Consider the following 23123-nt stretch of genomic DNA (forward strand, 5'->3'; position numbering starts at 1 on the left):
CACCGTGACCAGATCGCAACGATGTCCGAGTATACGGATGTCGTTCGAGATACCGGACAACTTTCTCTAGGGGGACCTCGTGGCCGGGACACCAGCGTCGCACCTGTTGGACATCCTCGACCTCCCCCGGGGCGACCTCAACGACCTGCCCGCTTCGGCCAAGCGGTTCCCCGACGGCGTCCGCTACCGGGTGGAGATCCCGAGCACCGAGGGCCCGCGCTGCCTGGCGGCGGCACTGGAGGAGGCCGAACGCCTGGAGGTGCCGGTACGCCGGATCTCCCAGGGCAGCGGGGTGTTCCTGCTCACCGACGCCGAACTGGACGAGATGGCCGAGCAGGCCCGTACGGCCGGCGTGGAGGTGAGCCTGTTCGCCCGCCCGTGCGCCGGCTGGGGCACCTCGGCCACCGCGCGTGCGCAGGCCGGTGGCGGGTTCGCGGCCACCGCGCACGGACAGGACCAGGTGTCGGCGGTGCTGGAGGACGTCCTCCGGGCGGCCGACCACGGCATCCGCAGCGTGCTGATCTCCGACCTCGGCGTCCTGGCGGCGTTCGGGAAGCTGCGAGCGGCCGGTCACCTGCCCGCAGACATGCAGGCCAAGGTGTCGGTGATGCTGCCGGTCACCAACGCCGCCACCGCGCGCGTCCTCGAGGATCTCGGCGCGGACACGCTCAACCTGGCAACGGACCTGAGCCTGGCGCAGATCGCCGCGATCCGTGCCGTGGTGGACGTGCCGCTGGACGTGTACGTCGAGGCACCGGACAACCTCGGCGGCTACGTCCGGCACCACGAACTCCCTCGCCTGATCGAGGTGGCCGCACCGGTGTATGTCAAGTTCGGCTTGCGCAACGCCCCGGACGTCTACCCCGCCGGCACCCACCTCGAGGCCACCACGGTCGCGCTGACCCGTGAACGCGTGCGGCGTGCCCGGCTCGGGATGGACCTCCTGGCCCGCCACGGCGCGGCGGAGGCCACCTCGGAGCGCAACGCCGCGGGCCTCGCGGTCCCGGTCAAGTCCACGACCGCCTGATCGGAGCTTGCCGGCCCGGGTCCGGCCGCAGCCGACGCGGCGCCAGGCCGGGTCACCGTGGCGGTGCTCGCCGAGGACGTGCGAGCCGGCCGACAGCGAGGACGGACCGGCCGGTCAGCTCTTGATGCCCGTCAGCGTGACACCCTCGATGAAGTAGCGCTGGAGTACGAAGAACAACGCGATGATCGGCGCGATCACCGCCGCCGAGGCGGCCATGAGGTAGCCCCACTGCGCGGTGTAGACGCTCTGGAACGACGCAAGTCCCAGTGCCAGGGTGTACTTGCTCTCGTCGCTGAGATAGAGCAACGGCCCCAGGAAGTCGTTCCAGACACCGATGAAGGTGAAGATCGTCACCACCACCAGCGCCGGCTTGGACAGCGGCATGATGATCATCGCGAACACCTTCCACGGTGACGCGCCGTCGATGTAGGCCGCCTCGTCGAGTTCGAACGGGATGGTCAGGAAGAACTGCCGCAGCAGGAAGACGTTGAACACCCCGCCCCCGGCACCGGCGAACCACGCGGGCACCGTCAGCGGCAGGAAGGTGTCCAGTGCACCCAGCGAGCGCCACATCACGAACGTCGGGATGAGCGTCACCGCGTACGGCAGCATCACACTGCTGAGCAGCAGGGCGAACACCACGTTGCGCCCCCGCCAGCGCAGCCGGGCGAAGCTGAACGCCGCGACGGAGCACGTGAGCACCGTTCCCGTGACGGCGAACAACTCGATCAGCATCGTGTTGAGGAAGTACCTCAGGAACGGCTGCGCGGTCAGGGCTCCGCTGAAGTTGGCCCACTCGAACGGCCTCGGGATCCACTCCGGCGGCGCGATGAAGATCTGGTCGTCCCCCATCAACGCGCTGCGGACCAGCCACACGAACGGCAGCATCGTCGGTACCGCACCGAGCACCAGGACGACGTAGAGCACCAGCCGACCGGGCCGCAACCGCCTCGCACGCGCGCCGCTCACTCCGGCCGTCCCGGCCAACCCGCTCATCGCGCACCTGCCATCTCGTAGTAGACCCACCGGCGGGCGTTCCGGAACAGGAAGAACGTGATCACCATGATCACCATGAAGAGCACCCAGGCGAGTGCGCTCGCGTACCCCATCTGGCTCTCGGTGAAGGCGGTCCGCCACAGGTAGTAGATGTAGAACAGCGTCGCGTTGTTCGGCCCGCCCTGCGTCATGACGTATGCCTGGTTGAACACCTGGAAGGTGCCGATCACACCGGTGACCAGGTTGTAGAAGATGGTCGGCGTCATCATCGGCAGTGTCACGTGCCGGAACCGCTGCCACACCCCGCCCCCGTCGATGGACACCGCCTCGTACAGATGCCGCGGCACCCCCTGCAGCCCGGCGAGGAAGATCACCATCGCGTTGCCGAATCCCCAGGTGCTCATGATGACCAGCGACGGCACAGCGGCGCGCTCGCTGTAGATCCACTGTGACGTGGGCAGCCCGCCCTCGCGCAGCAGGGAGTTGAGCAGCCCGAAGTCGGGGTTGAAGATCCAGATCCACAACACCGCGCTGGCCACGGCAGGAACCAGGGTGGGCAGGTAGTAGATCGTGCGCCACAGGGCGAGCCCGCGCACCTTCTGGTTGAGCAGCAGCGCGACCACGAACCCGATCACCAGCGCGAGTGGTACCGCTCCCAGGGTGTAGTACGTGGTGACGCTCAGGGACTTCCAGAACAGCTCGTCGCCACCGAGCGTGCGGTAGTTGTCCAGCCCGACGAACGACGGACTGCCACCGATCGTCCAGTCGGTCAGGCTGAAGAAGAACGACGCGATCATCGGCCCGATGGTGAAGATCGCGAAGCCGAGAATCGCCGGCAGCGCCATCAGGACACCCCAGCGACGCTCCAGCCGGCCCTGCCCCGAAAGGCGGGCCGGCCCACGTGAGCGCACCTGACCGGGCCGGGACGCCGGTACGGTGGGAGCTACGGTCATGCGAACGCCTTTCTGCCGCCGGTCACGGCGTCTGGCTCGGGTACCAGCCCTGCAACAACCTGTCGATCTTGGGAACGAGCGCCGTCAACACTTCCTTGGCAGGCTGCTTCCCGGTCTCGATCCGCTGCAACGCCGGTGTCAGCACCTCGCTGATGTTGTCCATGTTCTTCAGCCGCTGGCCGAACGCCGTCTGCGCGTGGTTCAGCGTGTAGTCGACGACCGCGGTGCGGTACTCCGGTGGGTGCGAGTCGTTCTTGATCCAGGAGTCGATCGCCCGCGGGTCGGTGTAGTACTTCTTCTCCAACGGCATCCACAGGCCGTTCTTGAACAGGTCGACGTACCTCGGGTCGTTGTGGAACATGAACAGCTCCACGGCCTCCTCGGGGTACTTCGAGCCGGAGAACACCACCGACGCGCCACCGAGCTGGGTGGTGGCCGGCTCGCCGTACCTCGGCAGCACCCCGATGCCGAAGTCGACCTTGCTCTGGGCCATGTCCAGCAGCACCCACTGGCCGTCCACCGCCATCGCGATCCGCTTGGTCTGCAACTGCACGTTGGTGGCCGGCGCGTTGTTGCCGAGCTGCACGGGAGTGGGCGCGACGTGGTGTTTGTACATCAGGTCCTGGAGGTTCTGGAACACCTCCACCGCCTTCGGCTGGTCCAGCAGGCACTTGCGGCCGGACTCGTCCACGAACGCCGCGCCGTTGCTGCGGAGGAAGGACTCCCATGTGGTGCTGGACTGCACGCTCACCGAGGCGCCGAACTGCCGGATCCGCTTGGGGTCGAAGCCGGACTCGTCGGGGCGCTTGCCGTTCTGGTCGCGGGTGAGCTTGTAGGCGGCCTGGACGAACTCGTCCCACGACCAGGCCTTGCCGGCCTCGGCGGGCGGCGGCTCGACCCCCGCGTCCTTCATGACCGCCCGGTTGTACCAGAGCAGCATGACCTCGTTGGCAGTCTGGGTGCCGAACGTCTTGTCCTTGCCGTACCAGAAGTAGGTGCCGGGCAGCCGGTCCGCGAGCGCGGGGTACTTCTTGAAGTACTTCGCGAGGTTGACCAGCTTGCCCTGCTCGGCCAGGCGGTAGCCCATCGAGCCGCCCATGTACGCCACGTCGGGAGCGCGCTTGCTGGCCACCAGCGTGTTGACCTTGGTGTCGTACTCGTTCGGGGTGTAGACGGGCTTGACCGACACCCCGTCGTACTTGTCCTCGAACTGCTTGAGCATGGCGTTGATCGCCTTCTGCTCGAACGACGAACCCCAGTACATGAACTGCAGTTGCGCCTTGTCGCCGCCGCCTCCGCCGCTGTCGCCTCCGCAGCCGGCCAGCGCCGGGAGCGCCGCGGCACCGGCCGCCAGGCCGCCCGCGCGCAGCAGGTCCCGCCGGCTCCAGCGCGGGCGTCCGGGCACGATGGGTCGGGTGTTCATGATGCTTCTCCTGAGGTGACGTGCTGGGTGGCGGGCTGGGTGACCGGCAGCCAGACCCGCATCGCGCCGCCGTCGCGGTTGTCCCACTGGAAGTAGGGCACCGCGGTCGCGGTCACCGCGCGGCTGGTCACCGCCTCGGCAGTCGGCTGTGACGAGTACGGAAAGCCGTTCCTGGGCTGGGACTGCGCGGTCGCGTCCATGGCGAGGAGGACCGTGCGGCCGATGCCGGCAAGGTCGGCCTGCGGTACGACCCGGATGCCCGCGTCGGATGCGAGCGTGAGGTCCTCCACGTCGACGCCCCCGGACTGGTCGGCCTGTTCGAAGCAGTAGACGAGCGGGCCGCGCTCGACCGCGACGCACCCGCGTACCGCGTCGATCCGCTGGTGCGGAAAGACCAGGCGGGGCGTGAGGTCCAGCGTGATCGTCACCGTGTCACCCGGCGTCCAGGCCCGGCGTACGACGACGTAGCCGCGCTCGTCCGGGGTCGCGTCGGCAGGCTCGCAGTTCACACTGATCCCCACGGACGGGCTCCACGCCGGCACCCGCAGCGCGAGCGACCACTCACCCTCGGGCGCGGCGTCGACGGTGAACGCGACCTCTCCCTCCCAGGGGTACTCGGTCCGCACCGACAGAGCCACCTCGCCCACGGGCAGGTCCGCCCGGATCGTGCCCGGGACGTACTGGTGGACGCTCAGCCCGTCGTCGTTCGTCGTGGCGACGTAGTGGCTGAGCGAGGACACCAGCCGCATGATGTTCGGCGGGCAGCAGGCACAGCTGAACCACTCGTGCCGGCGCCCCGGGTCGTCGCCCTCGGTGTGGTCGTACCTGCGCTGCAGGGGGTTCACGTAGAAGAATCTCGTGCCGTCCGTCGACGTCGACGCCGCGAACGCGTTGTACAGCGTGCGTTCGAGGAGGTCGGCGTACCGGCCCTCCCCCGTCGCCAGCAGCAGCCGCCAGTTCCAGTGCACGCTCGCGATCGCGGCACAGGTCTCGTTGTACGACCGGTCCGGTGGCAACTCGTAGCGGTCCCCGAACGCCTCGTGGGAGTGCCGCGAGCCGACCCCGCCGGTGAGCTGGGTCTTGGTCGCCACCATGTCCTCCCACCGGCGTACGGAGGAGGCGAGCAGCGACTCGTCGCCGGTCTCGAGGTACAGATCCACGATGCCGGCTTCGAGGTAGAGCGCGCGGACGGCGTGGCCCACCTCGGTGTCGGCCTCGCGGACCGGAAGGTGGTCCTGGAAGTAGCGCTGGCCCATGCCGCTGCCGGCGATGTGGCCCTTGCCGCGCTCGTCCACGAGGTGCAGCGAGAGGTCCAGATAGGACTGCTCGCCGGTGAGGCGGTACAGCTCCACCAGCGCTGTCTCGATCTCCGGGTGGCCGTCGATGCCGGGGTTGCCGCCGTGCAGGAACACCTCGACGAGATGGTCGGCGAAGCGACGTGCCACCGCGAGAAGCTCGGGCTCGCCACCCACCCGGGCAGCGGCCACCGCGGCCTGGACGAGGTGGCCCGCGCAGTACATCTCGTGACTGTGCTCGAGTTCGGCGTACTGACGCTCGGGCTTGACCACCTGGTAGTAGGAGTTGAGGTAACCGTCCTCGCGCTGGGCCCTGGTGAGCAGTTCCGCGGCCCGGCGGAGGAAGTCGTGCAGCTCGCCGGCGTCCTCCCGGCCGGCCTCCCAGGCGACCGCCTCCAGCTGCTTGTAGAGGTCGGAGTCCATGAACCTCGGGCCGCGGAACTCTCCGGACACCTCACCGGCGGCCAGCCGGAGGTTGTGCAGGTTGCCGGCCTCCTCCAGCTGCTTGATGCCCAGCGGAATGCTGACCGCGCGGTTGGTCTCCTGCCACCGGCCGAGCGGGCCGCCGTCGATGCGGACGTCACGCAGCCGCAGCGGGCGGTGCACTGCCCGGCCGTTCGGCGTCGGCTCGACCGGGCCGCCCGCCGCTGCGTCGACTGGTCGGTTCGCCGTGGTGCTCATGGGCCTCCTTCGTGGGTACGCCCGGCCGGCGCCGCGGCGCGGGCCGGAGCGCGGGCGGAACGAGGTGATGCGGAGCGAGGTGATGCGGAGTGAGGTCGCTTCGAAGCGGAGCGGAGAACCGTAAGGAATAGGTTTTCCTTATGGCGCCACAAGGTAGGACTGATCATCGAGCAGGGTCAAGACCCGTTGCCGGGTTCAGTCTTGTTTCCCACGTAATCTTTCCCGGGCAGCCCGTACACTGCGCACGTCCCGACGCCGGCCGGACCGGAGGAAACCACGTTGCCGCACCCGTCCTCCCCGGAGGTCCGTGCCGTCACCATCCGCGACGTGGCGAGCCTGGCCGGCGTCTCGGTCGGCACCGCGTCAAAGGCACTGAACGGCCGCGGGAAGCTGCGGCAGGAGACCCGGGACCGCGTGGTCGAGGCGGCCAGGCAGCTGGGGTTCCGGCCCAACGCCCTGGCCCGCGGGCTGCTCAGCGGACGCACGTTCACCGTGGGCCTGGTCACCTCCGACAGCTTCGGCAGGTTCAGCATCCCGGTGATGCTCGGCGCGGAGGACGCGCTCGGCGCGGGTCAGATCTCGGTGTTCATGTGCGACACCCGTGACGACCCGATCCGCGAACGCCACCATGTCCAGACGCTGCTCGCCCGGCGGGTGGACGGGCTCCTGGTCACCGGGCGGCGCACCGAGCCGCGGCCGTCCATCGGCGCCGACCTGCCGGTGCCCGTGGTGTACGCGATGACCCAGTCCACCGACCCGGGCGACCTGTCGGTGATCCCGGACGACGAGGGCGGCGGCGCACTGGCCGTCGGCCACCTGCTCGCCACCGGCCGGAGCCGGATCGCGCACATCGCCGGGCCGAGCCGGTTTCTCGCCGCCCGCCAGCGGGCCGCCGGTGTGCACCGCGCGCTCGCCGACGCGGGTCTGCCGCTCGTCGGAGGCGAACCGCTGTACGGCGAGTGGACCGAGGAGTGGGGACGCCAGGGCGCCGACATCCTGCTGCGGGTAGAACCCGACGTGGACGCGATCTTCTGCGGCAACGACCAGATCGCCCGGGGCGTGGCCGAGACGCTGCGCGAGCGGGGCAGGCGGGTCCCGGACGACATCGCGCTGATCGGGTTCGACAACTGGGAGGCGATGGCCCTGGGATCCAGGCCGCCGCTGACGACGGTGGACATGAGCCTCGGCGAGGTCGGCCGGATCGCCGCCGAACACCTGCTCGCCGCGATCGGCGGCAGGCCGGTGACCGGCGGGGTGCAGACCATTCCCTGCCGGCTCGTCGTCCGGGAGTCGACCGGTCCTCGCCGCGACGCCTAGGTCAGCTCCTGACCCGGCCGGGCCTCGAGATCCCGGCGGCGGAACAACGCGTGCAAGGCGAGGTCGACGTCGGCAAGCGCCTCCTCGCCGCCCTCCTCCCGGTCGATCACGCACAGGGCGTGCTCGACGTTCGCGCCGAGCGCCCGGAGGTCGCGCGTGGACAGCACGACCTGCCCGCCGCTGGTCACCACGTCCTCGACGACGAGCACCCTGCGCCCCTCGACGTCCGCGCCCTCGGCCAGCCGGGCCGTGCCGTACTCCTTGGCCTTCTTACGAACGAACGCGCACGGAAGCCCGGTGTGCCGGCCGAGCGCGGCGACGACGGCGATGCCGCCCATCTCCAGCCCCGCGAGGACCTCGGTGCCCGCGGGTACGAGGGGCGCCAGCGCGGCACCCACCTGGTCCAGCAGGGCCGGGTCGGCCTCGAACTGGTACTTGTCGAAGTACTCCGTGGTCTCCCGGCCGGAGCGCAGGACGAACCGTCCCGTCAACCGGCACCTGTCAGCGATCCGGTGGGCAAGCTGCGCGGTGGTCACGGTCCCAAGCATGACAGTTGTTCATGGGCGGTCGGCGCCCCGCGGCCACCCGCTGCGATCAGGGCCGCAACAGCACCTTGCGCAGGTCGGCGGGGCGCTCCCGCAGGGTCGACAGCGCCGAGCCCACGTCGGCCACTGCGTACCGGTGGCTGATCAGCGGACGCAGGTCGAGCAACCCGGCGTTGAACATCCCGACCACGTGCCCCCACGCTGACGCGGAGGCACCGAAGACGCCCTGCACCCGCAGGTGTTTGAGCACGATGTCGGTCAGGTCGCCGTCGGCCGGACCACCCGGAATCCCTTCCAGGACGACGGTCGCGCCCCGGCGGGCGGCGTTCAGGGCGGCCTTGGCCGACGTCTGCCGGCTGCCCGCCTCGATCACCACGTCGGCGTCACAGGTCCAGCCGGGCTCGACCGCCTCGGCGTTGCTGACGCACTGGGTGGCGCCCCAGGCGGTGCCGAGCTCGCGGCCGCTCGGGCTGTCGCCGATCAGCACCAGCTCGCTCGGGCTGTACGCCCTGAGCACCTGGCAGGCGACCAGGCTGAGCGTTCCGGTGCCGACGACCGCGACGCGTGCCCCGACGGCGGGCGCCGCCGCGAGCACCCCCTCGAGAACGCACGCGGACGGCTCCAGCAGCGCCGCGGCCTCCAGGTCGGCGCCGGCGTTCAGCCGGTGCACAAGCCGGGCCGGTACGGCGACATAGGAACTGAACGCGCCCGGGTGGGTGAAGCCGGTCTCGGCGTACCCCGCCTCGCACAGGTTGGTGGCACCCTCCCGGCAGCGCGGGCAGCGCCCGCAGTTGCGGAAGCCCTGCGCCACCACCGGGTCGTCGACGTCCAGCCAGTCCACGCCCTCGCCCAGGGCGGCGACGGTGCCGGCCCACTCGTGCCCGGGCACCACGGGATAGCTGACGTACGCCGCCGGTCGCGTGCCGGCGAACAGCTCGACGTCGCTGCCACAGATGCCGGCCGCGCCGACCCGGACGAGGACCTCGCCCGGGCCGGGCGGCGCCAGCGGCCGCTCCTCGACACCGAAGTCGTCCGGCCCGCGCACGACCACCGACGGGTTGGTCTCCGGAGACGTTCCCTTGACTGTCGTGGAGTTCATGGGTGTCAACGCGCGGTTGCCAGGCGGACGACGTTGTACGACATCGGCGCCAGCTCGAAGCGCAGCGTCCCGTCCTCGACCACCGGGGCGTCCTGGACCTTCGGCGCGACCCGGTCGGGCTGCTCGGCGGTGTTGGCCGCGTCCCGGTCCTCACCGGACAGGGCCACGTGCTCGACGGCACGAGCGCCCCTGAGTGCGCGGACGTCGACCTCGACCAGCAACGGCTCCGTCAGGGACCGGTTGACGGCGAACACCGCGGCGGCGCCGTTCTCCTCGTCCAGGGTGGCGGTGCAGTCCAGCTGGGCCACCGGGCCGAAGTCCGGTGTGTCCACCAAGGGTCCGGTCGGCTCCACCCGCAGCGTCGATCCGGTGCCGTACTGGAAGGCGAGCCGCATCGGGTGGAACGTCGACTGGCGGTACGCCGGGCCGCCCGGCACCGTCGTCATCGGCGCGATCACGTTGACCAGCTGGGCGAAACAGGCCATTGTCACCCGGTCCGCACGCCGCAGCAGGCTGTTGAGCAGCGAGCCCACCACGACCGCGTCGGCCAGGGAGTACTGGTCCTCGAACAGCGCCGGGCCGGTCACCCACTCCCGCTCGTCGCCGGGCACGTGGTACCACACGTTCCACTCGTCGTAGGAGAGGTTGATCGACTTCTTGCTGCGGGTCTTCGCCTTCACGTAGTCACACGTGGCGATCACCGACTCGATCATCGCGTCCATGTCGACGCCGGAGGCCAGGAAGCTGGCGAAGTCACCGTTGTTCGGACGGTAGTAGGAGTGCAGCGACACGTAGTCCACGACGTCGTAGGTGTGCTCGAGGACCTCGGCCTCCCACGAGCCGAAGGTCGGCATCCTGCGGCTGGAACTGCCGCAGGCGACGAGCTCGAGGCCGGGGTCGACCAGCCGCATCGCCTTCGCGGTCTGGTTGGCGAGGATGCCGTAGTCGCGGGCGGTCTTGTGGGCGATCTGCCACGGGCCGTCCATCTCGTTGCCGAGGCACCAGATCTTGATGTCGTGCGGGTCCTTCGCGCCGTACTTCACCCGCAGGTCCGACCAGTAGGTGCCGGCGGGGTGGTTGCAGTACTCCACCAGCGCCGCCGCCTCCTGCACCCCGCGCGTGCCGAGGTTGACCGCCATCATCGGCTCGACGCCGGCCTTGCGGCACCAGGCGGCGAACTCGTCGACGCCGACCTCGTTGGTCTCCAGCGTCTTCCAGGCCAGGTCCAGCCGGCGCGGGCGCTCGGCGCGCGGGCCGATGGCGTCCTCCCACTGGTAGCCGGAGACGAAGTTGCCGCCGGGGTAGCGGACGGTGGTGACACCGAGCTCGCGGGTCAGGTCGAGCACGTCGGTGCGGAAACCGTCCTCGTCGGCGCCGGGGTGGTCCGGCTCGTAGATGCCGCCGTAGACGCATCGGCCCAGATGCTCGACGAACGAGCCACGCACACGTGGGTCGACGGCTCCGATCCGGAACGCGGGGTCAAGAGTGAGGCTGGCCTTCTTCACGGGCGTCGGCTTCCTTCCGCTGAGGTCCCGAGGGCTACCTGGCTCACGACGGACGGGTTCGGCGGCGAGCAGCGAAACTCCCGGGAAACCGGACAGACCGATCCGTTGACGTCGTCGAAGCGTGATCGTAGCCTTTGCTTCGATATCGCGCACATTGTTCGATATTTCGAACGCCAACCACGCTTGCACGACGCATCGCACACCGAGACCGCATCGACCATCCGGACGGAGGTGCCCGGGCATGGCGCCACTACCGAGCCGACGGGACGTCCTGCGAGCCACCGGCCTGCTGGCCGCGGCGGGCGCCGTGGGCGGCAGCCTGTCCGGCTGCGCCGAGCAACTGCAGTCAGGCTTCACCGGGACGGCGCCGAGCGCCGACGTACTGACGTACTGGAACCTCCTCGGCGGCGGCGACGGCGTCCGCATGCAGGAGATGGAAGACGTTTACCGCAAGCAGCGGCCCGACGTCGACCTGCGCGCGGTGACGCTCACCTGGGGCAACCCGTACTACACGAAGCTCTCCCTGGCCACCCTCGGCGCCCAGCCGCCGGATGTGGCCATCTCGCACCTGACCCGGGTGCCGACCCTGGTCGCCGCGGGGCTGCTCCAGCCGTTCGAGCCCGAGGACATCGCCCGGCACGGCATGTCGAAGGACAAGTTCGTCCAGCGGGCCATCGACCGGGCCACCATCGACGGCAAGATCTACGCCATCCCGCTCGACACCCACCCGTTCGTGATGTTCTACAACACCAAGGTCTGCGAGAAGGCGGGCCTGCTCGCAGACGACGGGTCGCTGAAGCCGATCGACAGCGAGGACGCGCTGGTCGAGGCGATGCACAAGGCGAAGGAAGTCACCAAGGGCTGGGGCGGCGCGCTGGCGTCGGTGGCCGACGTGGCCACCCCGTGGCGGTTCTTCTTCAGCGTGTACGGACAGCTCGGCGGCAAACTGCTGATGGGCACCTCGCCGGACGAGATTCTCGAACCCGACAAGGCGATTCGCGCCGCCAAGCTGATGCGCCGGCTCACCGTCGAGGAGAAGGTGATGCCCACCGACATCGACTACGGCGGCGCGGTGGCGCTGTTCGCCAACGGCCGGTCGGGGTTCTTCTTCCAGGGCGAGTGGGAGGTCTCCACCTTCAAGGACGCGAAGATGGCCTTCAGCATGACGAAGTTCCCCAACCTGATGGGCGGGAAGTACGCCGTGCAGGCCGACTCGCACACGTTCGTCCTGCCGGGGCAGGAGCCGTACGAGCGACGACGGCTGGACCTCGTGCTCGACTTCATCCGGTCGATGCTGGACCAGAGCATCACCTGGGCCGAGGGTGGGCACGTTCCCACCTGGCTTCCGGTTCAGGACAGTGCGAAGTACCGCAAGATCAAGCCGCAGTCGAACTACGCGTCGGCGGCCGAGAGCGCGGTCTACGACCCCGCGGCGTGGTATTCCGGCTCCGGCTCGAACTTCGAGATGGTCGCCGGCTCCGCGCTCGGCGGGGTGCTGAGCGGCCGCACCCAACCAGAGGCCGCGATCCACCAGATCCAGGTGGGCATCTCCAAGATGGCCCGCACGCCGGCCCCCGTGTAGCAGTTCCGACCCAGACCCAGACCCAGACAGACCAGAGCCAGACCCAGCGGCCGGCCACCCGGTCGTAGGCACGCCAGTTCCTTCGAGCATCTCGGGAGGTCTTGTGGGCACCTCGACAGTCGCGCCCGAGACCAGAGCGGCAAACTCCGGTGCCGGCCAACGGCGCCGGGGGCGCCCGGTCCTTGCCGGGCTGGCGTTCCTCGCGCCGTTCCTCGTCGTCTACGCACTCTTCCTGGTCGGGCCGAGCGCCTACGGCCTGGTGATGAGCTTCTTCAACACCAGCCTGGTGAAGGGAGGGCTGGGCAGCTTCGCCGGGCTGTCCAACTACTCCGCGGCCTTCGGCGACCCGCAGTTCTGGTCGTCGCTGTGGCACACGGTGTGGTTCACCATCCTCACCACACCGCCGCTGGTGGCCCTGGCCCTGGTGTTCGCGTTGCTGGCCGACCGGGCAGCGAAGGGTCGCTGGTTCTTCCGGCTGGCGTTCTTCGCGCCGTACGTCCTGCCGTCGGCGGTCGTGGCGCTGATCTGGAACTGGGTCTACACCCCTGACCTCGGCCTGCTCGCCGACCTGGTGACGCGGTTGGGCTTCAAGTCCCCCGTCTGGCTGGGCGATCCGAACTGGGCGATGCTCTCGGTGGCCATCACCACGGTGTGGTGGACGCTCGGCTTCAACTTCGTTCTCTACCTCGCCGGGCTGCAGGACATCCCGCGGGACCTGTACGAAGCGGCCTCCATCGACGGCGCGACGCCGTGGCAGCAGATCACCCGGATCACCGTTCCGCTGCTCGGCCGCACCACCACGCTGGTCGCGGTGCTGCAGGTGATCGCCTCGCTGAAGATCTTCGACCAGATCTATCTGATGACCAGCGGTGGACCGGACTTCGCGACCCGGCCCACCATCCAGTACATCTACGACGTCGGCTTCACCGACTACCGGGTGGGCTACGGATCGGCGGTCTCCATGCTGCTGTTCGCGTTGATCCTGGTGGTTTCGCTGGTGTGGTTCGCGCTCGTACGCCGGCAGGAGAGGGACGCCTGAGATGACCACCACCCTCGCCGAACGAAACCAGCACCGCGGCGCCCGGCCGGGTGACGAGCTACGCACCGGCAGCGGCCGGGTGCGCCTCTTCAACCGGGTCTGCGCCGGCGTCCTGATCGCCTTCTCGCTGCTGTGGCTGGTGCCGCTGCTGTGGGCGCTGGACACCTCGCTGAAGCCGGAGGGTGAGACCACCAAGGTCCCGGTCACCTGGCTGATCGACAACCCCACACTCGCGGCCTACAGCAAGGTGCTCAAGGCCGGGAACATCCTGCAGTGGTACGCCAACAGCTTCATCATCTCGATCCTGGTCGCCGCCCTGTCGGTGCTGACCGCGAGCATGGCGGCGTTCGCGCTGTCCCGGATCCGCTTCCGCGGCAGCAACGCGGTGTTCTGGATCATCCTGGCCGGCATCATGATTCCCGGGCAGGCACTGATCGTGCCGCTGTTCCGGGAGTTCGCCGCGGTGGGCATGATCGACACCTACTGGGCGGTGATCCTTCCGCAGATCGCCGCACCGGTCGCCGTCTTCGTGTTCAAGCAGTTCTTCGACGGCATCCCCCGCGAGCTCGAGGAGGCCGCGCTGGTCGACGGTGCGAGCAGGTTCCACATCTTCTCGCGGATCTTCCTGCCGCTGTCCCGGCCGGCGATCTCGGCGGTGTCGATCTTCACGTTCGTGTGGTCCTGGAACAACTTCCTGTGGCCGCTGCTGGTGCTGACCAGCACGCCGCTGATGACCCTGCCGGTCGGGCTGGCGACGGTCTCCAGCGCGTACGGCATCCAGTACGCCTCGATCATGGCCTCGGCCATCCTGGGCGCACTTCCGTTGCTGGTGGTCTTCCTGCTCTTCCAGCGCCGGATCGTCGAGGGCATCGCCGGCACCGGCCTGAAGGGCTGACGGCTTCCGGGTGAACGTCAGGGCGACAAGGCGGGGTTGCCCTCGGCCGGGGCCGGCCCACGGTCACGGGCCGGAAGGAGCTCGGCCTGGCTGATCGCCGGAGTGAGCAGCATCCACGCGGCGGTCACCACCAGGCACACCAGGCAGCCGGCGCCGACCGCGGTGAGGTTGGTGAACCCGACCAGCAGTCCGAAGGTGGCCGTCCCCAGCGGCGTCATCGCACTGGACAGCACGGTCACCACGCTCTGGACCCGGCCGAGAACGTCCGGCCGGGTGGCGGTGAGCAGCAGCCCGCTGAGGATGGCGTTGGAAGGGCCGAGGCACAGCGACCACCACGCCACCGACGCGCAGACCAGCCACAGGTCGGTGGCGAACACCAGCCCTGCGAACCCGGGCAGCGCCGCGACCAGCCACAGCGCCAGCGCGAGGCCCGACCGGGACGGCGGCCGCAGCAGCGTACCCATCAGGCCACCGGCGATCAGGCCGCCGCCGAGGAAACCGGCCGCCAGGCCGTATCCCGCGGCGCCCCACTGGAGGTTCTCCGCCTTCAGCGCCAGGCCGACCGTCTCCATCGGCACCGAGACGGCGTTGAGGACCAGGGTCACCACGGCCAGCCCGCGCAGCAGCGGATGACCTGCGACGTAGCGCAGTCCGTCACCGAGTGCCCGGCGCATCCGCGGCCGCTCGGCTGTCCGCTGGATGGGGTACTTCGGGCGAACCAGCACCAGGATCGCGAAGCAGAGCAGGAACGTGGCGGCGTTGACGTACGCCGCGAGGGCGAACCCGCCGAGTGCGACGAGTACGCCGCCGAGCCCCCGGCCACCGGCCTCGGCGACACTGCGCACGAGCTGGCGGATCGCCGCGCCCCTGGGGAGCTGGTGATGCGGCAGCAGGACCGCGAGGTAGCTGTTGGCGGCGGGCAGGTAGAACGCGTCGATGGTGCCGAACACCACGCCGAGCGCGATCAGCAGCGCGGCCGTCGGCCGGGCGTCGCCGGTGGTGAGGAACGCGCCGGCCAGGGCCACTCCCCCGGCGGCGAGGTCGGCGGCGAGCATGATGCGGCGGGCGCCGCGCAGGTCGGCCAGCACCCCGCCGAGCAGCATGAGCAGCAGCCGGGGAACCCCGGCAGCGGCCAGGACGATGCCGGTGAGGCGCGGGTCGCCGAGCTGGGCAGCCGACCAGCCGACGGCGATCCACCAGACGTTGTCGCCTACGAAGCTGAGGCCGCGGGCGAGGAGGTAGCCGAGGAAGCGCGGCTGGCCGACCGGAGCCCGCGGCGTTCGCACCGTCTCTCCCTCGTCCTCTCGTCCCGACCCGGCAACCTGGCGTTCGTGTGCGTACCAGTTTCGCGTGCGTGCCAATGTTGCATGCCCGTGGCCCGGGCGCGACGTGTTCGCGCCGACGACCGGCCGCCCGACCGGCATCCGAGACGAAGTGCCACGCTCCGCATTGCCGTCGGCACCTACCGCCCATGCTGGGTGCCGGGCCGGCGACCGTCAGCGGCAAAGGAGAGACCGGGATACGTCTGATGTCTAGGCTTTGTGCGCGGGACGGATCTCTAGACTGTCGCCGGCGTTGTCGTACGCGCGGTGAACCGACCGAAGGAGCAATGTGATGACAGGGGAGACGAACGGCCTACGCAGCCGGGCCTGGTTCGGCGCGACCGGCCGCACGGGCATGGCCCACCGGTCCTGGATGCGCAACCAGGGCTTCGGCCAGGAGGTCTTCGACGGGCGACCGGTCATCGGCATCGCCACCACCTGGTCCGAGCTCGCTCCCTGCAACGCCCACCTGCACCGGGTGGCCGAGGCGGTCAAGCGGGGCGTGTGGCAGGCAGGTGGGTTCCCGCTGGAGTTCCCGGCGCTCGCCCTCGGTGAGTCGCTGCTGCGGCCGACGGCGATGTTCTACCGCAACCTCCTCGCCATGGAGGCCGAGGAGATGATGCGGGCCAACCCGCTCGACGGCACCGTCCTGCTGTCCGGCTGCGACAAGACCACGCCCGGCCTGCTGATGGCCTCCGCCTCGGTCGACCTGCCCTCGATCATGGTCACCGGCGGCCCGATGCTGAACGGCAAGTACCGCGGCCAGGACGTCGGATCCGGCACCCACGTGTGGAAGTTCGAGGAAGACCTCAAGACCGGCAAGATGACCCAGGAGGAGTGCTACTTCGCCGAGGGTTGCATGGCCCGCTCCAACGGGCACTGCATGACGATGGGCACCGCGTCAACCATGGCTTGCGTCGCCGAGGCGCTCGGCATGCAGCTGCCCGGGTCGGCCACCTGGCCGGCCGTGGACGCGCGGCGCTACGAGGTCGCCCAGGAGGCCGGTCGCCGGATCGTGGGCATGGTCGAGGAGGACCTGCGTCCCAGCAGGATCCTCACCCGCGAGGCGTTCGAGAACGCCATCCGCGCCAACGCCGCGATCGGCGGCTCGACCAACGCGATCGTGCACCTGCTCGCCCTGGCCCGCAGGCTCGGCGTCCAGCTCGACCTGGCCGACTTCGACGGGCTCGCCCGGCCGGTGCCGACGCTGGTCAACCTCATGCCCTCTGGGAAGTACCTCATGGAGGACTTCTGCTACGCCGGCGGGCTGCCGGTGGTGCTGCGCCAGCTGGCCGAAGCCGGACTCCTGCACTCCGAGCAGATCACCGTCACCGGCAAGGGCATCGCGGACAACAACGCCCAGGCCGAGTGCTTCAACCGCGAGGTCATCACCACCATCGAGGAGCCGTTCCAGGCCGCCGGCACCGGCACGGCCGTCCTGTCGGGCAACCTCGCCCCCAACGGCGCGGTGATCAAGCAGTCAGCGGTGTCGCCGCACCTGCTCAAGCACGAGGGACGCGCGCTGGTCTTCGACTCCCCCGAGGACTACCACGCCGTGTCGGAGGACCCCGACATGGACGTGACCGAGAGCGACGTACTGGTGATCCGGTACGCCGGGCCGAAGGGCTACCCCGGCATGCCCGAGGTGTCCAACGTGCCGCTGCCCACCAAGCTGCTCAAGGCCGGCGTCACCGACATGGTGCGGGTCTGCGACGGCCGGATGAGTGGTACGGCGTACGGCACGGTCGTCCTGCACGTCTCGCCGGAGGCCGCGGTCGGCGGGCCGCTCGCCCTCGTACAGACCGGTGACCGGATCATCCTGGACGTGCCCGCGCGCAGCATCACCCTCGACGTCTCCGACGAGGAACTCGAACGCCGCCGGGCCGCGTGGCGGGCGCCGGAGCAGAAGTACAAGAGCGGGTACGCCTGGCTCTACACGACCCACGTCACCCAGGCGCACGAGGGCGTGGACTTCGACTTCCTGGCCGGCTCCCGCGGCCATGAGGTCCCGCGCGAGTCCCACTGAGGTTTCGCCGGCCGCACGGCACGACGAGCGCCTGACGAGGGGCGGGTCCCGAGTGGATCCGCCCCTCGCCTCGGCTCACCGATCGGCGTCTTCGGGCCGTCGTGGCTCCCTGACGCAGGCTTTGACGTCCGCTACCACCAAGTACGTCCATGCCGCCGCCGCGAGCATCGCGGAGAGGGCCGCCCCGATGATCAGGAGCATGTCGAGCCCACCGTGCTGGACGGCGGAGACGGCAAGGATGGCGGACGCGGCGAAACCGCACATCCCGACCAGCCGGAGAGCCAGGTTTCGCTGGGCGTACGGGTGGGTGCCTCTCCGTGCCTCCACTCCTGTGGGCCTGGCTCGCGACGCTTCCTGGTCGGCCCGGGTTCTGCACTTGTCCGTGGTCCTGCGGCACCACAACTCCGAGTGCAGTTCCTCGAGAGCGGCCGGGGAGTCCCTCGTCACCGCCGTGACGGCTTGATCAAGCCGTCGAGCTGCCCGGTCGGCGGCCGCGTCGTAGGTGTCACCTTCTGCTTGGACGACCACCTCCAGGCTGCCGGACTGCAGGTCGGGGTGGACGGTGGCGTGACCCACGGACGGATCCCTGGTCTCCGACGCCCGCAGTTCCTGCAGCATCTCCTCACAGCACACCACGAGCTGGCGCCGACTGTAGCCGGGAGCTCTGTAGACAGCGATCATGTTGAGCTTCACGGCCCTCTCCTCCATGAGGAGGTGGACAGGTCTATCGCCATGCTATGACCGGCTGGAAGCGTTCACGCCGCCGAGCAACGCTAGCTTGACATCAAGGACGCAACCGGTACAGGCAACGCGAAAGCCACCTCGCCGTCAGGCTCAGCGGTCGGCCTGCGCCTGTGCCACGAGTTCCCGCGCCTCTTCCTCGGTGGACACCGCGGGGTTGGAGCCGGCCAGCGGACGGCGCGCGGACTCCCGTACGAAGTACACACAGACGGCACCAATGACGCCCGCGCCGATCAGGTAGTAGCCGGGCCACAGGAGGTTGCCGGTGGCCAGGATCAGCGCACCCATCACCGCCGCGGTGGTGCCGCCGAACGCGGACACGAAGATGTTGAACGCGATGGACAGCCCGCCGTACCGGATCTCGGTCGGGAACATCGCCGGCAGCGTCGAGGGCGCGGTCGAGGAGAAGCACACCAGCGACAGCCCCATCACCATCAGCCCGAGGAACGTCGGGCCGATCCCGCCGACCTGGAGCAGCAGCACCATGGGCAGGCCGAGCACGACGAGGGCGAGGGATCCGGTCATCAGGATCGGGCGCCGCCCCACCCGGTCACTCAGCCGGCCGAGGAAGGTCACAACGACCATGAGGAGAACCAGCACGACGATCTGCAGCACGTTCGACGCGCCGGTGGTGGTCCCGTGCTTGCCGTGCCTGGGCAACGTGGTGGTGAGGTAGGTCGGCATGTAGCTGGTCAGCATGTAGTTGGTGACGTTCCACGCGATCACCAGGCCGCCCACCAGCAGGAGTGCCCGCCAGTGCCGGGTGAAGATCAGCCGGAACTCGTCCCTGGTGGAGGTTCCCTCGTGGTGCTCGGACTTCTCCACCAGCTGCTCGAACGCCGGCGTCTCCTCCAGCCGCATGCGCAGATACAGCCCGACCAGCCCGATCGGCAGCGCGAGCAGGAAGGGGATCCGCCAGCCCCACGACTGCATCGACGAGTCACCCAGGACGGTGGTGAGCAGCGTGACCAGCAGCGCGCCGAAGGTGTAGCCGGTCAGCGTGCCGAACTCCAGCCAGCTGCCGAGGAATCCGCGCCGCCTGTCGGGGGCGTACTCGGCGATGAACGTCATCGCGCCGGCATACTCGCCACCGGTGGAGAACCCCTGCACCAGCCGGGCGAACAGCACGAGCAGCGGAGCAGCCACGCCGATCGCGGCGTAGCTCGGCACCAGGCCGAGCAGAGTGGTGCCGCACGCCATCAGGATGACGGTGGTGGCCAGCACCTTCGTCCGGCCGATCCGGTCGCCCAGCGGACCGAAGACCAGGCCTCCGAAGGGACGGACGAGGAACGACACCGCGAACGTACCCAGGGTGGCGACCGTGGCCAGGCCGGGAGACAGGTCGGCGAAGAAGACCTTCGAAATTATCGCGGTGAGGTACGAATAGACGCCGAAGTCGTACCACTCCGTGAAATTGCCGATCGAGGCCGCCGTCACCGCCCGCCTGACGACGCTCTCGTCGGTGACGGTCACGTCGTCCAGCGTGATGTCCCGACCATTCTCGGCAGTCGCCACCTGAGGTCACCTCCTGGTCGGCGCGGGCCGGGTCCGGGGTGCGCTGTCGCCCATACTTCACCCTCGGGGCCGGGCTGGCGAACGCCCCCGTGACCTGGGCCGGGACTCTCAGGTGGTCAGCGGCCGCAGCCGCCCTCCTTGTCCGGGCGTACGCTCGGCCGGGCGATGTCGACGGTTCCCTTGTAGGCGTAGGGATCCTCGCCGGCGACGAGTTCGACGTCGCGGTAGTCGTACTTCGCCACGTGGGTGTTGTCGGGCACGCGACCCCACGGGAGCAGGGACTCCGCGCTCATGAAGTGGTTGGTCAGCGCCCGGCGGAAGCCGTGCCTGCCGGTGTTCGGCAGCGACCGGTGCAGCAGGTAGCCGTTGAAGATGATGGCCGCGCCCGCCGGAATCTCCACCGGCACCGCGTCCTCGTCCTTGTACGGGAAGTCGTACAGCTCGACCGTGCAGTCGAAGCGCTCGTCGTCCTGTTCGCGGTCGGGGTAGATGACCCCGCGCCTGTGCGAACCGGGCAGCACCCACAGGCAGCCGTTCTCGATGGTGGCGTCGTCGAGCGCGATCCAGGCCGCGGTGAGGGAGCGGTCGCGCGTGGGGATGAAGAACTCGTCCTGGTGCCAGGCCTGACCCGGCTTGCCCTCCGCCTTCATGAACAGCATCGACTGCATGGCCTTGACGTTCGGGCCGATGACCCGGGTGAGGACGTCCACGATCTTCGGGTGGTGGTAGGTGCGGGCGATCACCTCCGACAGCTTGTTCGGGAAGTGGATGCACAGGTAGCGCCGCATCACCTCCTCGTCGGACTCCTCGGCGGTGGCCCGGGTGACCCGCTCGATCTCACCGAGCTCACCGCGGCACAACCGGGCCGCCTCGGCGTTGATCTCGGCGACCTCCGCGGGCGACAGGGCGTTCTTCAGCACCCCGAACCCGTCCTCGCGGATCTGCGTGATCAGCGCGTCCGAGACCGACTCGTGCAGCACCGGACCGGGCCGTGCCGGCACCTGCTCAGTGACCGTGGTCATGGTGTTTCCCTTCGCCGCGAAAGGCTTCTTCGACACCTGGATCCACACCAGGCCATCCCAAGCATCGCCTCGCCGGCCACCGGGAGGCCATGCCCGGGACGCGCGTTCACCTGTCTGTTCCTGACATGCCCTCCCGCGCCGACTAGTGTCGGTGCGAACGTTGCTCGCAGTCGTTCCCACGTCGTCGCGGCGCAGACCCCCACGGAGGACCCATGAGAGCCGAGCAGGTCACCGGGCCACACGCCTACCACGGAGAGGGACCGGTATGGGACGCCGGTTGGGGCGGGCTGCGGTTCGTGGACATGCTCGCCGGCGACATCCTCACCGCCGACCTGGCCAGTGGCGATGTCGAGCGGCTGCACGTGGGCGAGGTGGCGGCGGCGTTCCGGCCGCGTACGTCCGGCGGGATGGTGGTGGCGATCGAACGCGGCTTCGCGCTGGTGGACGCCGAAGGTTCGGTCGAACGGCTCCCGGAGCTGTGGGACGACCCGGGCGTACGCATGAACGAGGGCGGCTGTGACCCGCAGGGGCGGTTCTACTGCGGGTCGATGGCGTACGCCTCCACCAAGGGCGCGGGCACGGTCTACCGGCTCGACCCCGACGGGACTGCCTCCGTCGTACTCCCGGACGTGACCATCTCCAACGGCCTGGCCTGGTCTCCGGACCACCGGGTGGCCTACTACATCGACACCCCGACCGGGCGGGTCGACGCGTTCGATTACGACCCGGAGTCCGGTCTGGTGGTGGAAAGCCGCCGCCCCGTGGTGGAGGTCCCCGGCGACTGGGGTGGACCGGACGGGATGACGGTGGACGCGGAAGGCTACCTGTGGGTGGCGATGTACGGCGGCTCGGCGGTACGCCGGTTCGCTCCGGACGGGACGCTCGACGGCGTGGTCGAGATCCCCGCTGTCAAGCAGGTCACCGCGTGCACGTTCGGCGGGGCGGACCTCGACGAACTGTTCGTCACCACCTCCCGGGAGGGGCTGTCCGACGACGAGCAGCCGACCGCCGGCGCGGTGTTCTCCGTACGCCCCGGGGTGCGCGGACTGCCCGTGCTCCCCTACGCCGGTTAGGAGCGCGCGGGTTCGCCCGTCTAGGGTACGTACGCCCAGCGACGTGGTGGTCACCAGGCCCTGCCGGGGCGGGCGCTGGCCACGCGGAGGAAGGAGCGTACGCCGATGACACTGGTGGCGGTTCTGGACGACTACCAGGCGGTCGCGGAGCGGATGGCGGACTGGCGAAGCCTGCCCGACCGCACCAGCGTGGCGTTCTTCCACGACCGCCTGCCCGACGAGGACACCATCGTCGAACGCCTGGCCCACTACGAGGTCATCGTGGCCATGCGCGAGCGCACGGCGTTCCCGCGTTCGGTGCTGGAACGCCTGCCCCGCCTGCGTCTTCTGGTCACCACCGGCATGCGCAACGCCGCCATCGACCTCGAGGCGGCGTACGAGAACGGCGTCGTGGTGAGCGGCACACCGGGCAGCGGCGGCGCCACCACCGAGCTCGCCTGGGCACTGATCCTCGGGCTGGTACGCCACGTACCCGAGGAGGACGCAGCCGTGCGCGCCGGTGGCTGGCAGCGGACGGTCGGCACCGACCTGGCGGGTTCGACGCTCGGGCTGCTCGGCCTCGGCCGGCTGGGCAGGGCGATGGTGCCGGTGGCGCAGGCGTTCGGCATGCGGGTGCTCGCGTGGAGTGCCAACCTCACCTCCGAGACGGCGACCGCGGCGGGTGCCGAACGCGTGGCCAAGGACGAGTTGTTCGCCCGGTCCGACGTGCTCAGCGTGCACCTGAAGCTCAGCGACCGCACCCACGGTCTGGTCGGTGCCGACGAGCTCGCGCTGATGCGGCCGACCGCCTACCTGGTCAACACCTCCCGCGGTCCCATCGTCGACGAGAAGGCGCTGGTCGGGGCGCTGGAGGAGGGCCGGCTTGCCGGCGCCGGCCTCGACGTCTACGACCAGGAGCCGCTTCCGGCCGACCACCCGCTGCTGCAGGCGCCGCGCACGATCCTGACGCCGCACATCGGGTTCGTGACCCGGCGGACGTACGAGGAGTGGTACACCGCGGCGGTCGACGCGATCGCGGCGTACCTCAACGGCCGTCCCGTTCAGGTTCTGACGCCGACGCGCTAGAC

The 23123-nt window shown here is 69.7% G+C and carries 19 protein-coding genes; 8 read left to right on the plus strand and 11 right to left on the minus strand.

The window, feature by feature from the left end; translation table 11 throughout:
- Positions 1–79 precede the first annotated feature (79 nt).
- Positions 80–1027 (plus strand): U32 family peptidase, encoded by a 948-nt coding sequence (locus BLU27_RS01895; protein WP_241827733.1) that lies wholly within the window; start codon positions 80–82, stop codon positions 1025–1027.
- 114 nt (positions 1028–1141) lie between these two features.
- Here BLU27_RS01895 and BLU27_RS01900 read toward each other — a convergent pair whose 3' ends face one another.
- From BLU27_RS01900 to BLU27_RS01915, 4 genes are read right to left on the minus strand one after another with little or no spacing between them, the layout of a single operon-like run.
- Complete coding sequence (locus tag BLU27_RS01900) at positions 1142–2023, minus strand: carbohydrate ABC transporter permease (RefSeq protein ID WP_092649979.1); 882 nt, start codon at positions 2021–2023, stop codon at positions 1142–1144.
- Positions 2020–2976 (minus strand): carbohydrate ABC transporter permease, encoded by a 957-nt coding sequence (locus BLU27_RS01905; RefSeq protein ID WP_092649980.1) that lies wholly within the window; start codon positions 2974–2976, stop codon positions 2020–2022. Before BLU27_RS01905 ends, BLU27_RS01900 begins: the two co-directional genes overlap by 4 nt.
- Positions 2977–2998: 22 nt before the next feature.
- A complete protein-coding gene (locus BLU27_RS01910) occupies positions 2999–4399 on the minus strand; it encodes an ABC transporter substrate-binding protein (protein ID WP_092649982.1) in 1401 nt (466 codons plus the stop codon).
- Positions 4396–6375 carry a glycoside hydrolase family 127 protein gene (locus BLU27_RS01915; protein ID WP_092649984.1) on the minus strand — a complete coding sequence of 660 codons (1980 nt, stop codon included), beginning with the start codon at positions 6373–6375 and terminating at the stop codon, positions 4396–4398. Before BLU27_RS01915 ends, BLU27_RS01910 begins: the two co-directional genes overlap by 4 nt.
- 279 nt (positions 6376–6654) lie before the next feature.
- Between BLU27_RS01915 and BLU27_RS01920 the strand changes: the two genes are divergently transcribed.
- Positions 6655–7692, plus strand: coding sequence for a LacI family DNA-binding transcriptional regulator (locus tag BLU27_RS01920; protein ID WP_092649986.1), 1038 nt, complete (start codon positions 6655–6657; stop codon positions 7690–7692).
- Here the strand turns inward: BLU27_RS01920 and BLU27_RS01925 are convergent.
- From BLU27_RS01925 to arfA, 3 genes are read right to left on the minus strand one after another with little or no spacing between them, the layout of a single operon-like run.
- A complete protein-coding gene (locus BLU27_RS01925) occupies positions 7689–8228 on the minus strand; it encodes an orotate phosphoribosyltransferase (RefSeq protein ID WP_338417590.1) in 540 nt (179 codons plus the stop codon). The genes BLU27_RS01920 and BLU27_RS01925 overlap by 4 nt on opposite strands.
- Positions 8229–8286: 58 nt before the next feature.
- Entirely contained in the window at positions 8287–9336 is a 1050-nt protein-coding gene (locus BLU27_RS01930) for a zinc-dependent alcohol dehydrogenase (protein WP_092649990.1), read from the minus strand.
- Between the two features lie 5 nt (positions 9337–9341).
- Complete coding sequence (arfA, locus tag BLU27_RS01935) at positions 9342–10841, minus strand: arabinosylfuranosidase ArfA (RefSeq protein WP_092649992.1); 1500 nt, start codon at positions 10839–10841, stop codon at positions 9342–9344.
- A gap of 241 nt (positions 10842–11082) precedes the next feature.
- Between arfA and BLU27_RS01940 the strand changes: the two genes are divergently transcribed.
- The 3 genes from BLU27_RS01940 to BLU27_RS01950 all read left to right on the plus strand — a co-directional run bounded on the left by BLU27_RS01940 (position 11083) and on the right by BLU27_RS01950 (position 14357).
- The gene (locus BLU27_RS01940) at positions 11083–12423 is read left to right on the plus strand and encodes an extracellular solute-binding protein (protein ID WP_092649994.1); all 1341 of its coding nucleotides are present in this window, start codon (positions 11083–11085) and stop codon (positions 12421–12423) included.
- A 103-nt stretch (positions 12424–12526) separates the two neighbouring features.
- Positions 12527–13462: a carbohydrate ABC transporter permease gene (locus BLU27_RS01945; protein WP_157728151.1), complete on the plus strand. Its 936-nt coding sequence runs from the start codon at positions 12527–12529 to the stop codon at positions 13460–13462.
- 1 nt (position 13463) lies between these two features.
- Positions 13464–14357 (plus strand): carbohydrate ABC transporter permease, encoded by an 894-nt coding sequence (locus BLU27_RS01950; protein ID WP_092649996.1) that lies wholly within the window; start codon positions 13464–13466, stop codon positions 14355–14357.
- Between the two features lie 17 nt (positions 14358–14374).
- Here BLU27_RS01950 and BLU27_RS01955 read toward each other — a convergent pair whose 3' ends face one another.
- Positions 14375–15643 (minus strand): MFS transporter, encoded by a 1269-nt coding sequence (locus BLU27_RS01955; RefSeq protein ID WP_157728152.1) that lies wholly within the window; start codon positions 15641–15643, stop codon positions 14375–14377.
- 328 nt (positions 15644–15971) lie between these two features.
- On the opposite strand from BLU27_RS01955, the gene BLU27_RS01960 reads away from it, so the two are divergent.
- Entirely contained in the window at positions 15972–17705 is a 1734-nt protein-coding gene (locus tag BLU27_RS01960; protein WP_092650000.1) for an IlvD/Edd family dehydratase, read from the plus strand.
- Positions 17706–17780: 75 nt separating this feature from the next.
- On the opposite strand, the gene BLU27_RS01965 is transcribed toward BLU27_RS01960, so the two are convergent.
- From BLU27_RS01965 to BLU27_RS01975, 3 genes are all read right to left on the minus strand, one after another.
- Positions 17781–18398, minus strand: a complete 618-nt coding sequence (locus BLU27_RS01965) for a hypothetical protein (RefSeq protein ID WP_157728153.1) — start codon at positions 18396–18398, stop codon at positions 17781–17783.
- A 141-nt stretch (positions 18399–18539) separates the two neighbouring features.
- Positions 18540–19961 (minus strand): MFS transporter, encoded by a 1422-nt coding sequence (locus BLU27_RS01970; protein WP_241827734.1) that lies wholly within the window; start codon positions 19959–19961, stop codon positions 18540–18542.
- Positions 19962–20077: 116 nt separating this feature from the next.
- Positions 20078–20983 (minus strand): phytanoyl-CoA dioxygenase family protein, encoded by a 906-nt coding sequence (locus BLU27_RS01975; protein ID WP_092657036.1) that lies wholly within the window; start codon positions 20981–20983, stop codon positions 20078–20080.
- A 212-nt stretch (positions 20984–21195) separates the two neighbouring features.
- On the opposite strand from BLU27_RS01975, the gene BLU27_RS01980 reads away from it, so the two are divergent.
- Positions 21196–22056 (plus strand): SMP-30/gluconolactonase/LRE family protein, encoded by an 861-nt coding sequence (locus BLU27_RS01980; RefSeq protein WP_092650004.1) that lies wholly within the window; start codon positions 21196–21198, stop codon positions 22054–22056.
- 105 nt (positions 22057–22161) lie between these two features.
- Positions 22162–23121, plus strand: a complete 960-nt coding sequence (locus BLU27_RS01985) for a D-2-hydroxyacid dehydrogenase family protein (RefSeq protein ID WP_092650006.1) — start codon at positions 22162–22164, stop codon at positions 23119–23121.
- Positions 23122–23123: the final 2 nt, after the last annotated feature.

Origin of the sequence: Actinopolymorpha singaporensis (assembly GCF_900104745.1) — a bacterium.
GTDB lineage: Bacteria > Actinomycetota > Actinomycetes > Propionibacteriales > Actinopolymorphaceae > Actinopolymorpha > Actinopolymorpha singaporensis.